At 55.7% G+C, this 16,032-nt stretch carries 16 protein-coding genes and 2 tRNA genes; 5 read left to right on the forward strand and 13 right to left on the reverse strand.

All coding sequences use genetic code 11. The features are described from left to right. Nucleotides 1-8: 8 nt before the first annotated feature. From V1572_RS12230 to mdtK, 4 genes are all read right to left on the reverse strand, one after another. A complete protein-coding gene (locus tag V1572_RS12230) occupies nucleotides 9-1,604 on the reverse strand; it encodes an FAD-NAD(P)-binding protein (RefSeq protein WP_262796131.1) in 1,596 nt (531 codons plus the stop codon). Nucleotides 1,605-1,724: 120 nt separating this feature from the next. Continuing rightward, nucleotides 1,725-1,801, reverse strand: a tRNA-Val gene (locus tag V1572_RS12235). Between the two features lie 4 nt (nucleotides 1,802-1,805). After that, a tRNA-Val gene (locus tag V1572_RS12240) sits at nucleotides 1,806-1,882 on the reverse strand. A gap of 153 nt (nucleotides 1,883-2,035) precedes the next feature. Further along, nucleotides 2,036-3,409 (reverse strand): MdtK family multidrug efflux MATE transporter, encoded by a 1,374-nt coding sequence (gene mdtK, locus V1572_RS12245; RefSeq protein WP_032622812.1) that lies wholly within the window; start codon nucleotides 3,407-3,409, stop codon nucleotides 2,036-2,038. Between the two features lie 225 nt (nucleotides 3,410-3,634). Between mdtK and V1572_RS12250 the strand changes: the two genes are divergently transcribed. Then, nucleotides 3,635-4,276: a riboflavin synthase gene (locus V1572_RS12250; RefSeq protein ID WP_008500602.1), complete on the forward strand. Its 642-nt coding sequence runs from the start codon at nucleotides 3,635-3,637 to the stop codon at nucleotides 4,274-4,276. A 31-nt stretch (nucleotides 4,277-4,307) separates the two neighbouring features. Here the strand turns inward: V1572_RS12250 and cfa are convergent, their stop codons facing one another. Further along, nucleotides 4,308-5,456 (reverse strand): cyclopropane fatty acyl phospholipid synthase, encoded by a 1,149-nt coding sequence (gene cfa / locus V1572_RS12255; protein WP_008500601.1) that lies wholly within the window; start codon nucleotides 5,454-5,456, stop codon nucleotides 4,308-4,310. A gap of 298 nt (nucleotides 5,457-5,754) precedes the next feature. Continuing rightward, nucleotides 5,755-6,954, reverse strand: a complete 1,200-nt coding sequence (gene punC / locus V1572_RS12260; protein WP_045910322.1) for a purine nucleoside transporter PunC — start codon at nucleotides 6,952-6,954, stop codon at nucleotides 5,755-5,757. A gap of 114 nt (nucleotides 6,955-7,068) precedes the next feature. On the opposite strand from punC, the gene punR reads away from it, so the two are divergent. Next, nucleotides 7,069-7,980: a DNA-binding transcriptional activator PunR gene (punR, locus tag V1572_RS12265; RefSeq protein ID WP_039266192.1), complete on the forward strand. Its 912-nt coding sequence runs from the start codon at nucleotides 7,069-7,071 to the stop codon at nucleotides 7,978-7,980. Nucleotides 7,981-7,997: 17 nt separating this feature from the next. Here punR and purR read toward each other — a convergent pair whose 3' ends face one another. Then, nucleotides 7,998-9,023 (reverse strand): HTH-type transcriptional repressor PurR, encoded by a 1,026-nt coding sequence (gene purR, locus V1572_RS12270; RefSeq protein WP_008500597.1) that lies wholly within the window; start codon nucleotides 9,021-9,023, stop codon nucleotides 7,998-8,000. Between the two features lie 297 nt (nucleotides 9,024-9,320). On the opposite strand from purR, the gene V1572_RS12275 reads away from it, so the two are divergent. Together V1572_RS12275 and V1572_RS12280 are read left to right on the forward strand one after the other, a co-directional pair. Continuing rightward, the gene (locus tag V1572_RS12275; RefSeq protein ID WP_008500596.1) at nucleotides 9,321-9,410 is read left to right on the forward strand and encodes a YnhF family membrane protein; all 90 of its coding nucleotides are present in this window, start codon (nucleotides 9,321-9,323) and stop codon (nucleotides 9,408-9,410) included. Nucleotides 9,411-9,573: 163 nt separating this feature from the next. Next, entirely contained in the window at nucleotides 9,574-10,740 is a 1,167-nt protein-coding gene (locus V1572_RS12280) for an MFS transporter (protein ID WP_048030744.1), read from the forward strand. A 38-nt stretch (nucleotides 10,741-10,778) separates the two neighbouring features. Here the strand turns inward: V1572_RS12280 and sodB are convergent, their stop codons facing one another. Both sodB and V1572_RS12290 read right to left on the reverse strand, forming a co-directional pair. Continuing rightward, on the reverse strand, nucleotides 10,779-11,360 hold the full coding sequence (gene sodB, locus V1572_RS12285) for a superoxide dismutase [Fe] (RefSeq protein ID WP_023292633.1): 582 nt from the start codon (nucleotides 11,358-11,360) through the stop codon (nucleotides 10,779-10,781). Between the two features lie 122 nt (nucleotides 11,361-11,482). Next, complete coding sequence (locus V1572_RS12290) at nucleotides 11,483-12,256, reverse strand: C40 family peptidase (protein WP_023327204.1); 774 nt, start codon at nucleotides 12,254-12,256, stop codon at nucleotides 11,483-11,485. A 338-nt stretch (nucleotides 12,257-12,594) separates the two neighbouring features. On the opposite strand from V1572_RS12290, the gene grxD reads away from it, so the two are divergent. Next, the gene (gene grxD, locus V1572_RS12295) at nucleotides 12,595-12,942 is read left to right on the forward strand and encodes a monothiol glutaredoxin 4 (RefSeq protein ID WP_003832760.1); all 348 of its coding nucleotides are present in this window, start codon (nucleotides 12,595-12,597) and stop codon (nucleotides 12,940-12,942) included. Between the two features lie 75 nt (nucleotides 12,943-13,017). Here the strand turns inward: grxD and rnt are convergent, their stop codons facing one another. The 4 genes from rnt to V1572_RS12315 all read right to left on the reverse strand — a co-directional run bounded on the left by rnt (nucleotide 13,018) and on the right by V1572_RS12315 (nucleotide 16,030). After that, entirely contained in the window at nucleotides 13,018-13,677 is a 660-nt protein-coding gene (gene rnt, locus V1572_RS12300) for a ribonuclease T (RefSeq protein ID WP_023618191.1), read from the reverse strand. A 94-nt stretch (nucleotides 13,678-13,771) separates the two neighbouring features. Beyond that, the gene (gene gloA / locus V1572_RS12305) at nucleotides 13,772-14,179 is read right to left on the reverse strand and encodes a lactoylglutathione lyase (RefSeq protein ID WP_008500591.1); all 408 of its coding nucleotides are present in this window, start codon (nucleotides 14,177-14,179) and stop codon (nucleotides 13,772-13,774) included. A 99-nt stretch (nucleotides 14,180-14,278) separates the two neighbouring features. Continuing rightward, nucleotides 14,279-15,376, reverse strand: a complete 1,098-nt coding sequence (locus V1572_RS12310) for an alkene reductase (protein WP_039023853.1) — start codon at nucleotides 15,374-15,376, stop codon at nucleotides 14,279-14,281. Between the two features lie 54 nt (nucleotides 15,377-15,430). Further along, nucleotides 15,431-16,030, reverse strand: a complete 600-nt coding sequence (locus V1572_RS12315) for a TetR/AcrR family transcriptional regulator (protein ID WP_262779453.1) — start codon at nucleotides 16,028-16,030, stop codon at nucleotides 15,431-15,433. Between the last annotated feature and the right edge of the window lie 2 nt (nucleotides 16,031-16,032).

Genomic DNA, 16,032 nt, shown 5'->3' on the forward strand with positions numbered 1-16,032 from the left:
ATGCCCTGTCAGTATTCAAAATAGGGTAATCTCCGCCGCACGCGTGACGCGGGTTTTTCCGCCGCTTTCGCCATCGCCTCTGCAATCTCTGCACACTCCACCAGCCCCTGAACGAAGGGACGATCGTGCATCAGCCACGGTATCGCACCGAAGGCGATGCGCCCGCGAACGGTGTCAGGTGCTTTTAAGGTGTAATCCTCGCCGATATCGGGTATCTCATCGCCGGTCGCTTCCAGCTGTTTTCGCAGCGTCGGGAAGGGCAGATCTTTCGTCTTGAGCGGCTTTTGTCCGCGTGCGTCAATAAATACGTCGAAACGATAGACGGTCTCTTTTGTGGTTATCACCGTTCGATCGCTGCCAACGTCGAGCGTGTAGTCGTCACCGAGCGCGGCCACGCTGATGATGCCGGCTTCGCGAAGTGCGAGCAGCCTGCGGATAGACTGCGGAGGGATGGCGGCATAGTTGTCGATAAATACCCGAGCCAGGCCCTGCTTAAAGCGTTTTCTGTCCTGCTCGCTGAGATGGGGAACGATCTCCTGAACGACCTCATGCAGCCGCAGCACGGTGTAGCGCCACGCCACGGTACGGCGTTCGCGTTTATTGCGTTCAACCTCGTTGAGATTCTCTTCCGCCCAGGTAAAGGGGCCGTGGCGTTGACGATCCTCAAACCAGGCCTCACGAACAGTGTCCGCATTCAGCGTATGCAAAGACATCTTCTCGCACCACGCCGGATCGGCAAGCTGAAGCTCTTTGACCATCAGGGCAAAAATGCGGTCAAGCAGGCCATCCGGTCCTTTGGCTATCTCGCTTTCCACCACGAATTCGGTCATTACCGACAGCGGCTCGTAAGGAATAGGGCAGTAAAAATCGGCTTCCGGCAGAATGCCCGTCCGGGACATCAGCGTAATGTGTAACCCTTCGCTGCTTTTGTCGAGGATGAATTTACCGTCACGAAACGCACCGTGCTGCATCACCACCGCCATAGCCGCGTCCAGGCCGCTCAACGAGGTGCCCATAATGCCCACGCGGCAAGGGGGAATGCGGGCGTCCATCAGACCGGACCACGGGCTTGGGAAGAACGTGCGCGTGGCTTCATCCTCCTCTGGCCAGACGTGGCCGGTGGCAATAACCGCCAGGTCGAATTGAACCGGTAAGGTGTGGTCGTTGACCGAAATCGTCACGCCGGTTGTCGAAGGGATGATGTCGGTGACCTTCGCGGATTCATGGACTTTAACCTCGAACCCCAGCTTTTTCGCCTCTTTTACGATTGAACGAAAGCTGTCGCGAAAGTACTCTCCCAACAGAAGCCTGGGCAGGAACTGTCGGTCATGCAGGCTGGCTTTATCCACCTTAAAGCGTGCCAGATGGGCGTCGCTCTGTTCCTTAAGCCAGTCGAGGTAGGTCATAAAAATAGGCGGGATTTCAATGCTCGCAATGTTCGCCAGCATCAGCCGGGAATTATCGTCGTCGTTATAGGGCATGCCCACGCCAGCTTCATCGGCCTGTTCGAAAACGGAAACGGAGAGCGGCGTGCTGTTTTGAAGCAGGTGATAAAAGGTGTAAATCCCTGTGGGGCCGGAGCCGATAATCGCGATCTTCTTCATCAACACGTTTCCTGTGTTTTTTTTCCATAGGAAAAGCGTAGCAGGAGAATAATGATGAAAATAAGGGATTAAGAAAATTCAGGCTATCAGAGGAGAATTTGCACCATTTCAGGACTGAAATGGTGCGTCCGAGTGGACTCGAACCACCGACCCCCACCATGTCAAGGTGGTGCTCTAACCAACTGAGCTACGGACGCAGAATGGTGCGTTCAATTGGACTCGAACCAACGACCCCCACCATGTCAAGGTGGTGCTCTAACCAACTGAGCTATGAACGCAACGTGTTGTCGGTGACAACGGGGACGAATATTAGCGGCACAGCACCGAGGTGGCAAGAGGGAAAATGCAATTTTCTCTCTGATTTCACGCGATTGCTGTATTACCGCGCAAAGTGAAGAGAAAGTAGCCGCCGGGTGGCGGCTACTGCGTATTTAACGTGCAGCGCGTTGCAAAATGATCGTGGATGGCTGGCGCTGCAGGAAGCGCATGCGCATCATCATCATAATCGCCGCCGACGTCAGGCCGATGATAAAGCCCATCCAGAACCCCGCCGGTCCCATGCGGTCCACCACCAGGTCGGTCAGGGCCAGAATATACCCACACGGCAGACCCAGCACCCAGTAGGCGATGAAGGTGATAAAGAAAATGGAGCGCGTGTCTTTATAGCCGCGCAGCACGCCGCTGCCAATCACCTGAATGGAGTCCGAAATCTGGTAAATCGCGGCCAGCAGCATCAGGTGCGATGCCAGCGCGACGACTTCCGGATTGTCGTTATAGAGCAGGGCAATTTGCTCGCGCAGCGCGACGGTAAAAAGCGCCGTGCAAATGGCCATGCAGACGCCGACGCCCAGTCCGGTGCGCGCGGCGGTTTGCGCGTCGAGCGTCGAGCCTTGTCCCAGGCGGAAGCCCACGCGGATCGTCACTGCCGCAGCCAGCGACATCGGCAGGACGAACATCAGGGAGCTGAAGTTCAGCGCAATCTGGTGCCCGGCGACGTTCACAATGCCCAGCGGGGAGACCAGCAGGGCGACCACGGCAAACAGGGTCACCTCAAAGAACAGCGCAAGGGCAATCGGCAACCCTAGCTGCACCAGACGCGTCATGATGCTCCAGTCCGGCGTGCTGAATCTGTTCTCGTTACGAATATCGCGCATTGAGCGGGCGCGCTTCACGAAGGTAAGCATCGAGAAGAACATGACCCAGTAAACGGCTGCCGTCGCCACGCCGCAGCCGACGCCGCCCAGCTCCGGCATCCCGAAATGACCATAAATAAAGACATAGTTAACCGGGATGTTGACCAGCAGCCCGATAAAACCCATCACCATGCCGGGCTTGGTTTTCGCCAGGCCTTCACACTGGTTACGCGCCACCTGGAAAAAGAGGTAGCCCGGCGCGCCCCAGAGCAGCGCGCGCAGATAGCCCACGGCTTTGTCCGCCAGCGCCGGGTCAATATTATGCATAGCGCGAATGATATGGCCCGCGTTCCAGAGCACCACCATGATCAGCACGGAGACAAACCCTGCCAGCCAGAAACCCTGGCGAACCTGATGGGCGATGCGCTCTCGACGGCCTGAGCCATTGAGCTGAGCGATAACAGGCGTGAGCGCGAGCAGCAGACCGTGACCGAACAGGATGGCCGGAAGCCAGATTGACGTGCCGATAGCCACGGCCGCCATGTCGGTGGCGCTGTAGCCACCTGCCATTACCGTATCCACAAATCCCATTGCGGTCTGGGCCACTTGCGCGACGATCACTGGTATAGCCAGTGCCAATAACTGGCGCGCTTCATTCATGTACTTCTGCACGTGAACACCTTTATTTTGTAGTTATTTGAGAGACTAAAAAAGCCGCCGAAACGGGCAGCAAGAAGAAAATGCAGGGGGGTGCCAGCTATTGTAGCGGGCTTTAGCTATTTATCTAGTGAAAAAATCGCCAGAAAATGCGCTCCGCTGGCAACCTGTTTTTCCAACTGTTATTGTGGAGGGATTAAACGGTGTCATCACCGTTCGGAAAAAACAGGAGTTGTAAGCATGTTTACTGGTATTGTGCAGGGCACTGCCAAAGTGGTGTCCATTGATGAAAAACCTAATTTCCGTACTCATGTTGTTGAGCTGCCGGAATATATGCTTGAGGGCATCGAAACCGGCGCCTCGATTGCCCATAACGGCTGCTGCCTGACCGTGACCGAAATTAACGGCAACCAGATTAGCTTTGATTTAATGAAAGAGACGCTGCGGATCACTAACCTGGGCGAGCTGGTGGTAGGCGATACCGTCAACGTTGAGCGCGCGGCAAAGTTCAGCGATGAGATTGGCGGCCATTTGATGTCGGGGCATATCATGACCACTGCCGAAGTGGCGAAAATCGTGACCTCGGAAAATAACCGTCAAATCTGGTTTAAAATGCAGGACCCGTCATTAATGAAATACATCCTCTATAAAGGATTTATTGGCATTGACGGGATTAGCCTGACGGTGGGAGAAGTGACGCCAACGCGTTTTTGCGTGCATTTAATTCCTGAAACGCTGCAGCGCACCACGCTGGGCGCCAAAAAACTGGGGCATCGTGTGAATATCGAAATCGATCCGCAAACCCAGGCGGTGGTGGATACGGTTGAACGCGTGCTGGCAGCTAAAGAAGCCGCAATAATAAAGACCGCAGAAGAAGAATAAAAAATAACCCCGGCTATCCGGGGTTATTTTTTTAGCGTGCGACACGCAGTCCGTGTTCAATCCCCCGGCTGAATACCACCTGCCAGAGCTGAATATCCCGTGCGCGAAACGCCCCCGCGCAGGCATTCAGATAATAGCTAAACATCCGTTTGAATCGTTCTGAATAGTTGTCCGCAATCTCGGGCCAGGCTTTCTGGAAACGTTCATGCCACGCCATTAAGGTGGTGTCGTAGTCCGCGCCAAAGTTATGCCAGTCTTCCATCACGAAATGGGATTCACTGGCGTTGGCGATCTGGCGAACGGACGGTAAACAGCCATTCGGAAAGATGTATTTATTGATCCACGGGTCAACGTTATTGTCGGTCCGTTTAGAGCCGATGGTGTGCAGCAGGAAGAGCCCGTCCGGTTTCAGATTACGATCCACCACCTCAAAGTAGGTATCGTAGTTTTTTGGCCCCACGTGCTCGAACATGCCGACGGAAACGATCCGGTCGAACTGCTCGTTCAGGTCACGGTAGTCCTGCAGCCGGATATCCACATCGAGACCCTGACAGCGCTCTCGCGCCATTTTTTGCTGTTCCGCTGAGATCGTCACGCCGACCACGCTGACGCCATAGTGCTTCGCCATAAAATACGCCAGCCCGCCCCAGCCGCAGCCGATATCCAGCACGCGCATGCCGGGCTGTAGCTGCAGTTTTTCACTGATCAGACGCAGCTTGGCCTGCTGTGCTTCCTCAAGCGTCGACGCGTCTTTCCAGTAGGCGCAGGAGTATTGCATGAAAGGGTCCAGCATGCGGCTGAACAGGTCATTGCCGAGATCGTAATGCTCTTTGCCGACGATCCAGGCGCGTTTTTTACTTTGCAAGTTAAACAGTCGGGCAGAGGCGACACGCAGAGTGTCTTTCAGATTGCGGGGGAGTTGATTTTCCAGACCGGCACGCAACACGCTGGCAAAAAAGATATCCAGCCGTTCACATTCCCACCAGCCGTCCATATAACTTTCTCCCAGGCCTAACGACCCTTCCCGCAACACGCGTTTAAAAAAGTCGGGATGTTTAACCTGGGGATCGGATGGCGAAGATCCGTTGATAGTGATGCCTGCTCGACCTAACAGTTCACTGACGATCCGGGACCAGTTGTCGTCCGGAACGCTGACTTCTTCTATACACGATGAACTCATAGCTTCTCCATCACCCTGATGTGATCAGAACCTTCAAACAGCGTAGACGCTTTTTTTGGTTTGTGAGAAATCTCACGGTAAATACCGCGAGGCTAGTATCCGACGTAGAACAGAGGAAGGGAGATAACCCTTGCCGAAATGCCTTCCATGGTAAAACGGGAGCACTCCGGCTCCCGTTAACACTTAATATTTATCGTATTTAATCGAACCAAATTTAGTATAGGCCTCAAAATTTGGTGATTCAATAGAAAATTGTTAGCAACCTAATCACTGAAATGTAACATGATTTCTGGCGCAATCAGGCATGCGAGGTTTCCACCTGCGCACCGCTATCCTGCTCACGTTGCGCGGAAGCCTGCATGCGGTAACCCAATACCGCCAGCGCAACGGTGACCAGCATCACGCTGGTGGTGGTTAACAGCGGCGTCGCAATCAGCGCCGAAACCACCAGGCTTGCCAGGAAGCACAGACCCAGCTGCAGGGTATTTTGCAGCGCGGCGGCGCGGCCAGTCGCCTGCGGGAACGGACGTAACGCCTGTGCCACCACGATCGGGTAAATCGCCCCGTTCGCCACGGCCATCACGCAGAAGGGAATCAAAATTTCAGCCAGGCCCGCGCCCGGAATAAACCCGACGGCCCAGGTACCGATGACGCTCAGCGCATAGAGCACCAGCAGCCATGGCAGCATCTGCTGGCCTTCCCATTTTTGCAGCGCCGCGCGGCAGCCGTACCCGCCCACCAGGAACGCGATGGTCTGCGGAACATAGCTCAGACCGATGGCCGCCGGGCTGTAGCCCATATCGTGCAGAATAAACGGCGAGCCGGTGAGCCACGCGAAGAAGCTGGCCGAACAGGCGGCATAAATCAGGACATTCCCGCGATACGCTTTGGCGCTCAGCAGGGAGGTAAAGGTAATCGGCTTCGCGTCGGCATGCGCCTCTTTTTTATGCGCGGGTTTAAGGGCAAACGCCGGCAGCATCAGCACCAGCGTGATGGCAAACAGCGTGGCAAAAATGGCCTGCCAGTCAAAGTGCGCGAGGATCCAGCTGCCCAGCAGCGGAGCCAGGGCAGGGGAAAGACCCACCAGCGGCATAATAGTGGCGAAAATACGGTTTGTGCGGTTAGCCGGATAGTAGTCGGTCACCAGCGCCTGCCAGGTCACCGCCGCAGCACAGACGCCCACGGCCTGAATAAAGCGCAGCACCAGTAGCCAGGTAGCATCGCGCACCCACAACATCCCCAGACAGCCCACGGCAAAAATGGCCAGACCCAGCAGCAGTACCGGTTTACGGCCAAAGCGATCCGAGAGCGGTCCCCACAGGAGCTGCGCGAAAGCAAAACCGGCAAGGAACAGACTCAGGCTGGCGCTGATGGCCGCCGCAGGGGTTTGCAGGTCTTCCTGCATCGCGGCAAACGCGGGCAGGTACATGTCGGTGGCCAAAAAGCCCAGCACGCTTAAGCCGCCGAGCCAGACTAAAAATCCTTTCCTGGGTTGCATTCTCTTATTCTCCTGAGGAGGCAGGTGTACGTTGGCGCAGAGTGTAGGGAGTGCAAAGCGGCTTGTGAAACGCTAATATTTGGCGGGTGCATTCAAATTTTTTGCAGGCAGAAAATGTGGTCAGATTATTCTCTTGAAGTGGTCGATGCTGTTGCGCGTAACGGCAGCTTTAGCGGTGCAGCGCAGGAGTTGCACCGCGTCCCTTCGGCCATTAGCTACACGGTGCGTCAGCTTGAGGAATGGCTGGCGGTTCCGCTGTTTGAACGGCGGCATCGCGACGTGGAATTAACGCCCGCAGGCGCGTGGTTTTTGAAGGAAGGGCGTTCTGTTATCAAAAAAATGCAGATCACCCGCGAACAGTGCCAGCAGATCGCCAACGGCTGGCGGGGACATCTCGCCATCGCGGTGGATAACATCGTGAAGCCGGAACGCACCCGGCAGATGATCGTGGATTTCTATCGTCATTTCTCTGACGTTGAGCTGCGGGTCTCGCAGGAGGTGTTCAACGGGGTGTGGGATGCGCTGGCGGACGGCAGGGCGGAGATGGCGATTGGCGCCACGCAGGCGATCCCGGTTGGGGGACGTTACGCCTTTCGCGACATGGGGATGCTGAGCTGGAAATGCGTGGTGGCACGCGATCATCCCCTGGCGGCGATGGACGGGCCGCTGAGCGACGATACGCTGCGTAACTGGCCCTCGCTGGTGCTGGAGGATACGTCCCGTTCACTGCCCAAGCGTATCACCTGGCTTCTGGACAACCAGCGGCGAGTGGTGGCTCCTGACTGGGAATCGTCGGCGACGTGCCTCAGCGCCGGGCTGTGCGTCGCGATGGTGCCCGTTCATTTTGCGCGTCCGCGCATCGATACCGGAGAATGGGTTGAACTGACGCTGGAGAATCCGTTCCCGGACGCGGCCTGCTGCCTGACCTGGCAACAAAATGATGTCTCGCCCGCCATGGCCTGGCTGCTGGATTATCTGGGAGACAGCGAAACGCTAAACCGGGAATGGTTACGGGAGCCAGCGTAGCTGGCCCCGTCAAGGGATTAACGACGGTAGTCGCGGAACGGACCATCCGCAACGGAACGGCGTTCAATCAGGCGTGGGTGAACTTCAATGGACTGCGACTCTTCGCGTTTGTTGACGATTCTGTCCAACAGCATATTGAAGGCCGTTTCGCCCAGCGAATCTTTTGGCTGGTGAATGGTTGTCAGCGCCGGGGTGAAGAAGCGCGCGTTACGCACGTTGTCATACCCGATCACGGAAATATCCTGCGGTACGCGCAGACCCAGCTCATCGGCGGCGCAGAGCGCACCCATGGCCATGATGTCACCCCCGCAGAAAACGGCGGTCGGGCGGTGCGGCTGGGAAACGATCTGCTGCATTGCGCGGTAGCCTGATTCCGGCTCAAAGTCGCCCTGCACGATCCAGTTTTCCGGCACGGTGATCAGCGCTTCTTCCATCGCTTTCATAAAACCGGCCAGACGGCCCGCGCCGGTGTTACGCTCCAGCGGACCCGGGATCACGCCAATCTCGCGGTGACCGCGTTCGATCAGGTAACGACCCGCCATGTAACCGCCTTCAAAGGCGTTGTCGATAACGGAGTCGGTGAAGTCCGCGCGCGCTTCACCCCAGTCCATGACCACCATGGGGATATGGCGATACTCTTCGAGCATCGACAGCACGGATTCCGGGTACTCGGAACACATCACCAGCAGGCCATCCACGCGCTTCTGCGCCATCATCGACAGGTAGGCACGCTGTTTTTCTATGCTGTTCCATGCGTTGCCCAGAATCAGGGTATAGCCTTTCTGGAAGCAGTTCTTCTCTACCGCTTCAATGATCTCGGCAAAATAGGCCGCTTCACTGCTGGTGGCCAGCAATCCAATGGATTTGGTGTGATTAACCTTGAGGCTGCGCGCAACCGCACTTGGCGAATAGTGCAGCTCTTTGATCGCTGCCCAGACGGCGTTGCGCGTCTCTTCCGCCACGAAGCGGGTTTTGTTAATTACATGTGATACGGTTGTAGTGGAAACGTTTGCGCGTTTTGCTACGTCTTTAATTGTTGCCATTAAATGTCACTCCAGACCATATCCTAAACTCCTGAAAAACTTGAAGGTAAACGTTTGCCTTCTCTCACCCTTATCACGCAATCTTGAATTGCGGCACGCCGGGAAAACGACACGGGACGTCAGGAGGGGGTCAATGGCCGGTACGCTAATAAATTTAGCGTGGAATTTTGTCCTATCTTGATGAAAAGGGGAAGAGGTAAAGTGTTTATCAGCCTAAATCCAGGAAGATTTTTGACGTAAATTATGCAAAAATGAGCAGGCTCACTTTTCGTGGGGGGATTAAAAGGAGAAAAATTGATGAGTTCCGATCTGAAGTTTTCGCTGTTCACCACCGTTGTTGTGCTGGCTCTGATTGTCGCGGCGGGTCTGACGGCCGCACTGCACTGATTTACGCGGAGGGAGAGCCTTCTCCCTCCCGCTCACCCCGATTGTTACTCCTAAGGCAAAAATCTTTTGCCATTTTGTTAACTTCTCATTTTTTGTGATTGATGTCATGCTTTCCGCTTCTTTGTTCTGTGTCACCACATGACACGGCATCCGGAGTTGACGCATGAAAATCAATTTTCCCCTGCTGGCCCTGGCGATTGGCGCTTTTGGGATTGGCACCACTGAATTCTCCCCGATGGGGTTACTGCCCGTCATCGCCCGCGGCGTGGACGTCTCGATCCCTGCGGCAGGCATGTTAATCAGCGCCTACGCTATCGGCGTGATGGTGGGGGCGCCGCTAATGACGCTTCTCCTTTCGCACCGCGCGCGCCGCAATGCGCTCATTTTCCTGATGGCGATTTTCACCCTCGGTAACGTGCTTTCGGCCATTTCGCCGGACTACACCACGCTGATGCTGTCGCGTATTCTGACCAGCCTCAACCACGGCGCGTTCTTTGGGCTGGGGTCGGTTGTGGCGGCAAGCGTGGTGCCAAAACATAAGCAGGCCAGCGCCGTGGCCACCATGTTTATGGGCCTGACCATTGCTAACATTGGCGGCGTTCCTGCGGCAACCTGGCTGGGCGAGGTCATTGGCTGGAGGATGTCCTTCCTGGCGACGGCCGGACTGGGCGTAGTCGCGATGGTGGCGTTGTTCTTCTCCCTGCCAAAAGGCAGCGCGGGTGAACGCCCTGACGTACGCAGAGAGCTGTCGGTGCTGGTGCGCCCGCAGGTGCTCTCTGCGCTGCTTACGACCGTGCTGGGGGCAGGGGCGATGTTTACCCTCTACACATATATTTCACCTGTGCTGCATGACATCACCCACGCAACGCCTCTCTTTGTGACCGCGATGCTGGTGCTAATTGGCGTGGGCTTCTCGATTGGCAACTATCTCGGCGGGAAATTTGCCGACCGTTCGGTGAGCGGAACGCTGAAGGGCTTCTTAACCCTGCTGATTGTTATCATGATCGCCATTCCGTGGCTGGCGCGTAACGAGTTTGGCGCCGCGGTGGCGATGGTCGTCTGGGGGGCTGCAACGTTCGCTGTGGTGCCACCGCTGCAGATGCGCGTGATGCGCGTTGCGCATGAAGCGCCGGGCCTCTCATCCTCGGTCAATATTGGTGCCTTTAACCTGGGCAATGCGCTCGGTGCGGCGGCCGGTGGGGCCGTGATTTCAGGGGGGCTGGGGTACAGTTTTGTGCCGGTGATGGGGGCGATTATTGCCGCGCTCGGCCTGCTGCTGGTGATGATGTCGGGTCGTAAACAGCCAGAAGCAGCCTGCGCTGCGGAATAAACCAAAAACGCAGAAGGGCGAACCCTTCTGCGTGTCTCTTACGCGGCGAAGTTCTTCGCCACAAAGTCCCAGTTAACCAGTGCCCAGAAGTGCTCCAGGTAGTTAGGGCGCGCGTTACGGTAATCGATGTAGTAAGCGTGTTCCCATACGTCCACGGTCATCAGCGGCTTAGCGCTGGTGGTCAGCGGGGTGCCCGCGTTAGAGGTGGACACGATAGCCAGTTTGCCATCCGCCTCTTTGACCAGCCACGTCCAGCCTGAACCGAAGTTCTTGATGGCGGCATCGGTGAACTTCGCTTTGAATTCCGCGAAGCTGCCAAAGGCGGCGTTAATGGCGGTAGCCAGTTCACCGACAGGTTCGCCACCGGCGTTTGGCGCCAGGCAGTGCCAGTAGAAGGTGTGGTTCCACACCTGAGCGGCGTTGTTGAATACGCCACCCTCAGAACTGCGCACGATCTCTTCCAGCGTTTTGCCTTCAAAATCGGTGCCCTTAATCAGATTGTTCAGGTTGGTGACGTACGTCTGGTGATGCTTGCCGTAGTGATATTCCAGGGTTTCCGCAGAAATGTGCGGGGCCAGGGCGTCTTTTGCATACGGTAGTGCAGGTAATTCGAACGACATTGCTTCTCTCCTTATTGTATTTTGTGTTGTCAATAACCACACAGACAACAAGGACAGGATAGCAAATTGAAAGGGTATGCAAAAGAGGAACTTACCCTGCCACGGGTGTGGCAGGGCAGGGGTTAGCGAATGGTTTTCGGCGTCATCACGCGGCGTGCGCCGACGTAATGGCGTACCCAGTAGTCTTCACTGAGAGAGGTGATCTGAATATCCTGGCCGCTACGCGGTGACTGGATGAATTTTCCGTTGCCGACATAGACGCCAACGTGGTCAGCTGTCCCGCGGCCCTGCGTGCGAAAGAAGACCAGATCGCCGTTCTCCAGCTCTCCACGGTTGACCGGGGACGCGTCGCGCAGGTGGTACATTTCGTTGGCGGTGCGCGGAATGCGGAACTTGACCAGATCTTTATAGGCGTAATAGACGAGGCCGCTGCAGTCAAAACCGGTACGCGGCGAAGTCCCGCCCCAGTGATAAGGTTTGCCAATCTGCCCCATCAGCTTGTTCATTGCGGTTTTTTGCGCTTTCTGGACGCGCACTTTATGCACTTCCGCTATTTTAGTGACCTTGGTGCATTTCGCCTTATGGCCTTTACGCGCGATGCATTTTTCAGTCACGAGGTTAGCGGCGGTTTGCGAAGCTTTACTTTTGGCGGTGTGGGCAGTGCGGGAAGAAGTGGTTTTCGTCTTGCTGGAAGCGGTTTTTTTAGTCTGTGTGTTTGTCTTTTTCTTGTCGTTTTTAGCGGTGGTTTTTTTCTTACGTTCTGTGGCTTTCACCAGATGGTTTTTTTGTACAGCAGAATGCCGCGCCTGCTGAGAGGCGTTTGCCACTGGCGTGAAAGTGAGTGAAGTAAACAGTAAAGCACAGAGCGTGATCGAGATTTTATTTATCCGCGCCACTGGGCAGTCCCCTGATAAATGCAGGTCATCAATAATACCCGCGTGTGATTTACAAAGCCCGTCGATTCTAATCCATAAAAAGCCAGAAAGTTAATACCATTTTTCAATCTCTAATCCTGTTTCGTTAGCAAGTGCAAAAAAATTCATCGTTCTGTCTTACATTTGCCCATTCCCTAAGCAAAACCCTGGCCGCCGCAGGGGTAAACACCATTTGCAATGCAACTTTTCGTGACTCGGGGTAGAATGTCTATACGTGACAAAAATGTTATTTTCCGATGCCAGTCTGAACCGCTACAATGTCAGACGAATGCCGTAACAGAAGTTAAAGGAAGCAAGACATGAGCACCACTATTGAAAAAATCCAGCGCCAGATCGCTGAAAACCCGATTCTGCTGTATATGAAAGGTTCTCCAAAGCTGCCAAGCTGCGGCTTCTCCGCGCAAGCGGTTCAGGCGCTGTCTGCCTGTGGTGAGCGTTTTGCTTACGTTGATATCCTGCAGAACCCGGACATCCGCGCTGAGCTGCCGAAGTACGCGAACTGGCCGACGTTCCCACAGCTGTGGGTAGACGGTGAACTGGTTGGCGGTTGCGATATTCTGATTGAAATGTATCAGCGCGGTGAACTGCAGCAGCTGATCAAAGAAACCGCGGCGAAGTACAAAACGGAAGAGCCGGACGCAGAGTAATTCTCTGCGGAAATAAAAAAGCGACCTGCTATGTGGTCGCTTTTTTTTTGTCGGGTGGCGCTGCGCTTACCCGACCTACGATTGGCGCTCGGCCTCATCGCCCATCGGCAGCGGCCAGCCGCCCAGACGCTTCCAGCGGTTGACGATCTCACAGAACAGCTCTGCGGTACGCTCCGTGTCATACAACGCGGAGTGCGCCTGCGTGCCGTCGAACGGAATGCCAGCTGTAATACAGGCCTTTGATAACACCGTTTGTCCCAGCGCCAGGCCGCTCAGCGCGGCGGTGTCGAAGGTGACAAAAGGGTGGAAGGGGTTGCGTTTGAGCGACGCGCGCTCCGCGGCAGCCATGGTAAAGCTGTGATCGAAGGTGGCGTTATGGGCCACCATAATGGCGCGGCTGCAGTTGCTCTCTTTCATGCCTTTACGCACCATTTTAAAAATGGCGTGCAGCGCGTCATATTCACTGACGGCACCGCGCAGCGGATTATGCGGATCGATACCGTTAAACGCCAGCGCTTCCGGCTGTAAGTTTGCCCCTTCGAAAGGTTCAACGTGGAAATGCAGCGTGGTGTCCGGTGTAAGCCAGCCCTGTTCATCCATCTTCAGCGTGATGGCGGCAATTTCGAGCAGCGCATCGGTTTTAGCGTTAAATCCGGCTGTTTCTACATCAATCACAACGGGATAAAAACCACGAAAACGGTCGCACAGACCGCTAAATTGAGCGTTATCGGACATCAGGGTCTCTTACATGGGAAAAAGCAGAGCGCATTATGGCAAATTTTGCGGGGTGATGCAGTAAAACTACGGGCGCACGTTGCGCCCTGAGGGATCAGTTGCCCAGACCGCGACCGGCGTCTTTGGCTTCAATCAGCTCGATTTTGTAACCGTCCGGATCTTCCACAAACGCAATCACGGTGGTGCCGCCTTTTACCGGGCCCGCTTCGCGCGTGACGTTACCGCCATTTTTGCGAATGCGTTCGCACGCGTCGGCCGCGTTATCCACTTCCAGCGCGATATGGCCGTAGGCCGTGCCCAGCTCATAGCTGTCAACGCCCCAGTTGTAGGTCAGCTCGATCACGGCTTCATCCGTTTCCGGGCCGTAACCCACGAATGCCAGTGAGTATTTATATTCCGGGTTTTCGCTGGTGCGCAGCAGTTTCATGCCCAGGACGTTAGTGTAGAAATCGATAGAACGTTGCAGGTCGCCAACGCGCAGCATGGTGTGAAGTAGGCGCATAATTTCCTCATTAACCAATGGAATAAAAAAGCTTTTGATCAGAAACGATGTTTTAGTATAGCGGCGAACTGTCGCCGCTATCAATGAACAATGGCGAGATTACAGTGAAGGGTAGTCGGTGTAGCCTTCCGCGCCGCCGCCGTAGAAGCTTTCCGGACGCTGCGGGTTGAGCGCCGCTTTTTTCTGCAGGCGAGCAACCAGATCCGGGTTGGCGATGTAGTCGCGGCCAAACGCGACGGCATCGATCAGCCCTTTATTAATCAGATCTTCGGCTTTCTCAGGCGTATAGGCACCTGCACCGATGATCACCCCGTGGAAGCGCTCGCGCACTTTCTGGCGGAAGGCTTCAGTGTAAGGCTTACCGCCAGCCCAGTCAGGCTCAGACATGTGCAGATAGGCAATACCGCGTTTGGCCAGCTCTTCAATCAGATAGAGCGCATCTGCTTCCTCGTTCGGGCCGTTGTCGACGTTCTGGAAAGACCCGATTGGGGAGACGCGGATCCCGATACGGTCCGGACTCCACTCCTTGCAAACCGCATCCACCACTTCCAGCACCAGACGGGCGCGGTTTTCGACGCTGCCGCCGTACTGGTCGGTGCGATGGTTAGACGACGGTGACAGGAACTGGTGCAGCAGATAGCCATGCGCGGAGTGCAGCTCAATCAGGTCAAAACCGGCTTCACGGGCGTTGGCCACGGCCTGACGGAAGTCGTTAACAATCCCCGGGATTTCGTCCAGCTCCAGCGCGCGCGGCATAGAGGTATCCACGCGGATCGCGTTGCCGTTTTCATCGCGCAGGGAAGTACGGGTATTGGCGCTCAGGGCTGACGCGGAGACCGGTGCCTGACCGCCAGGCTGGATACTGCTGTGTGAGATACGACCGGTATGCCACAGCTGGACCGCAATACGACCCTCTTCAGCGTGAACGCCCGCGGTGATTTTTTGCCATGCCGCGATCTGTTCCGGGCTGTGAAGGCCCGGCGCACCGGCGTAACCTTTCGCCTGCGCAGAGATCTGCGTGGCTTCGGTGATGATCAGACCAGAGCTTGCGCGTTGACGATAGTATTCGCCCATCAGCGGGGTGGGGATGTCACCCGGCTCAATGCTGCGCAGACGGGTCAGCGGAGCCATGAACACGCGGTTTGGCGCCGTGACGGCACCCACTTTCAATGGGGTAAACAATTTTTCAGCTGACATAAAGACTCCTGAGTAGACCAGTCGACTAGTAATAAGGTAAATAAAAAGCGCCCGTTATACGCCAGGCGCAGTAATGCTGTTTTTCACATGTGCCAGCGCGCTTTCCAGCGGCACGGCACTGCGCGAAATTTTTGCCTGCAGGTTGGCGCCTAACCACAGGGAGTAGAGCACCTGAGACTGCATTAAGGGGTCGCCGGAAAAGGCCAGCGTTTTTTCGTCGCGGCCTTTTTCCAGCGCCTGGGCCAGCAGGGCGATCACGCCGCGGGCACCCTTATCCATCGCCGAGCGCATATCTTCGGAAAGATCGCACACCTCGGCAGACAGCTTGACCGTCAGGCATCCGCTGATAATGCCCTGCTGACAGAACTGGTTCAGCGTTTCCTGATAGTAGTTCAGAACACGATCCCGATAGTTTCCTTCACCCGACGCAAAGTGGGTCGCCAGACGCTGGTGGTAGCTCGCGTAATGACGCTCCAGCATTGCCACGCCAAAGGCCTCTTTGGACCGGAAGTAGTGATAAAACGACCCCTTCGGTACCTCAGCGGTTTTTAATAACTCGCTCAACCCCATACCGGTAAACCCGCGATGCATGCAAAGACGCTCGCCGGTTGCCAGTAGATGTTCGCGGGTATCGTGTTCAGTATTTCTGCTCATGA

Origin of the sequence: Enterobacter quasiroggenkampii (assembly GCF_043972695.1) — a bacterium.
Classification (GTDB): Bacteria; Pseudomonadota; Gammaproteobacteria; order Enterobacterales; family Enterobacteriaceae; genus Enterobacter; species Enterobacter quasiroggenkampii.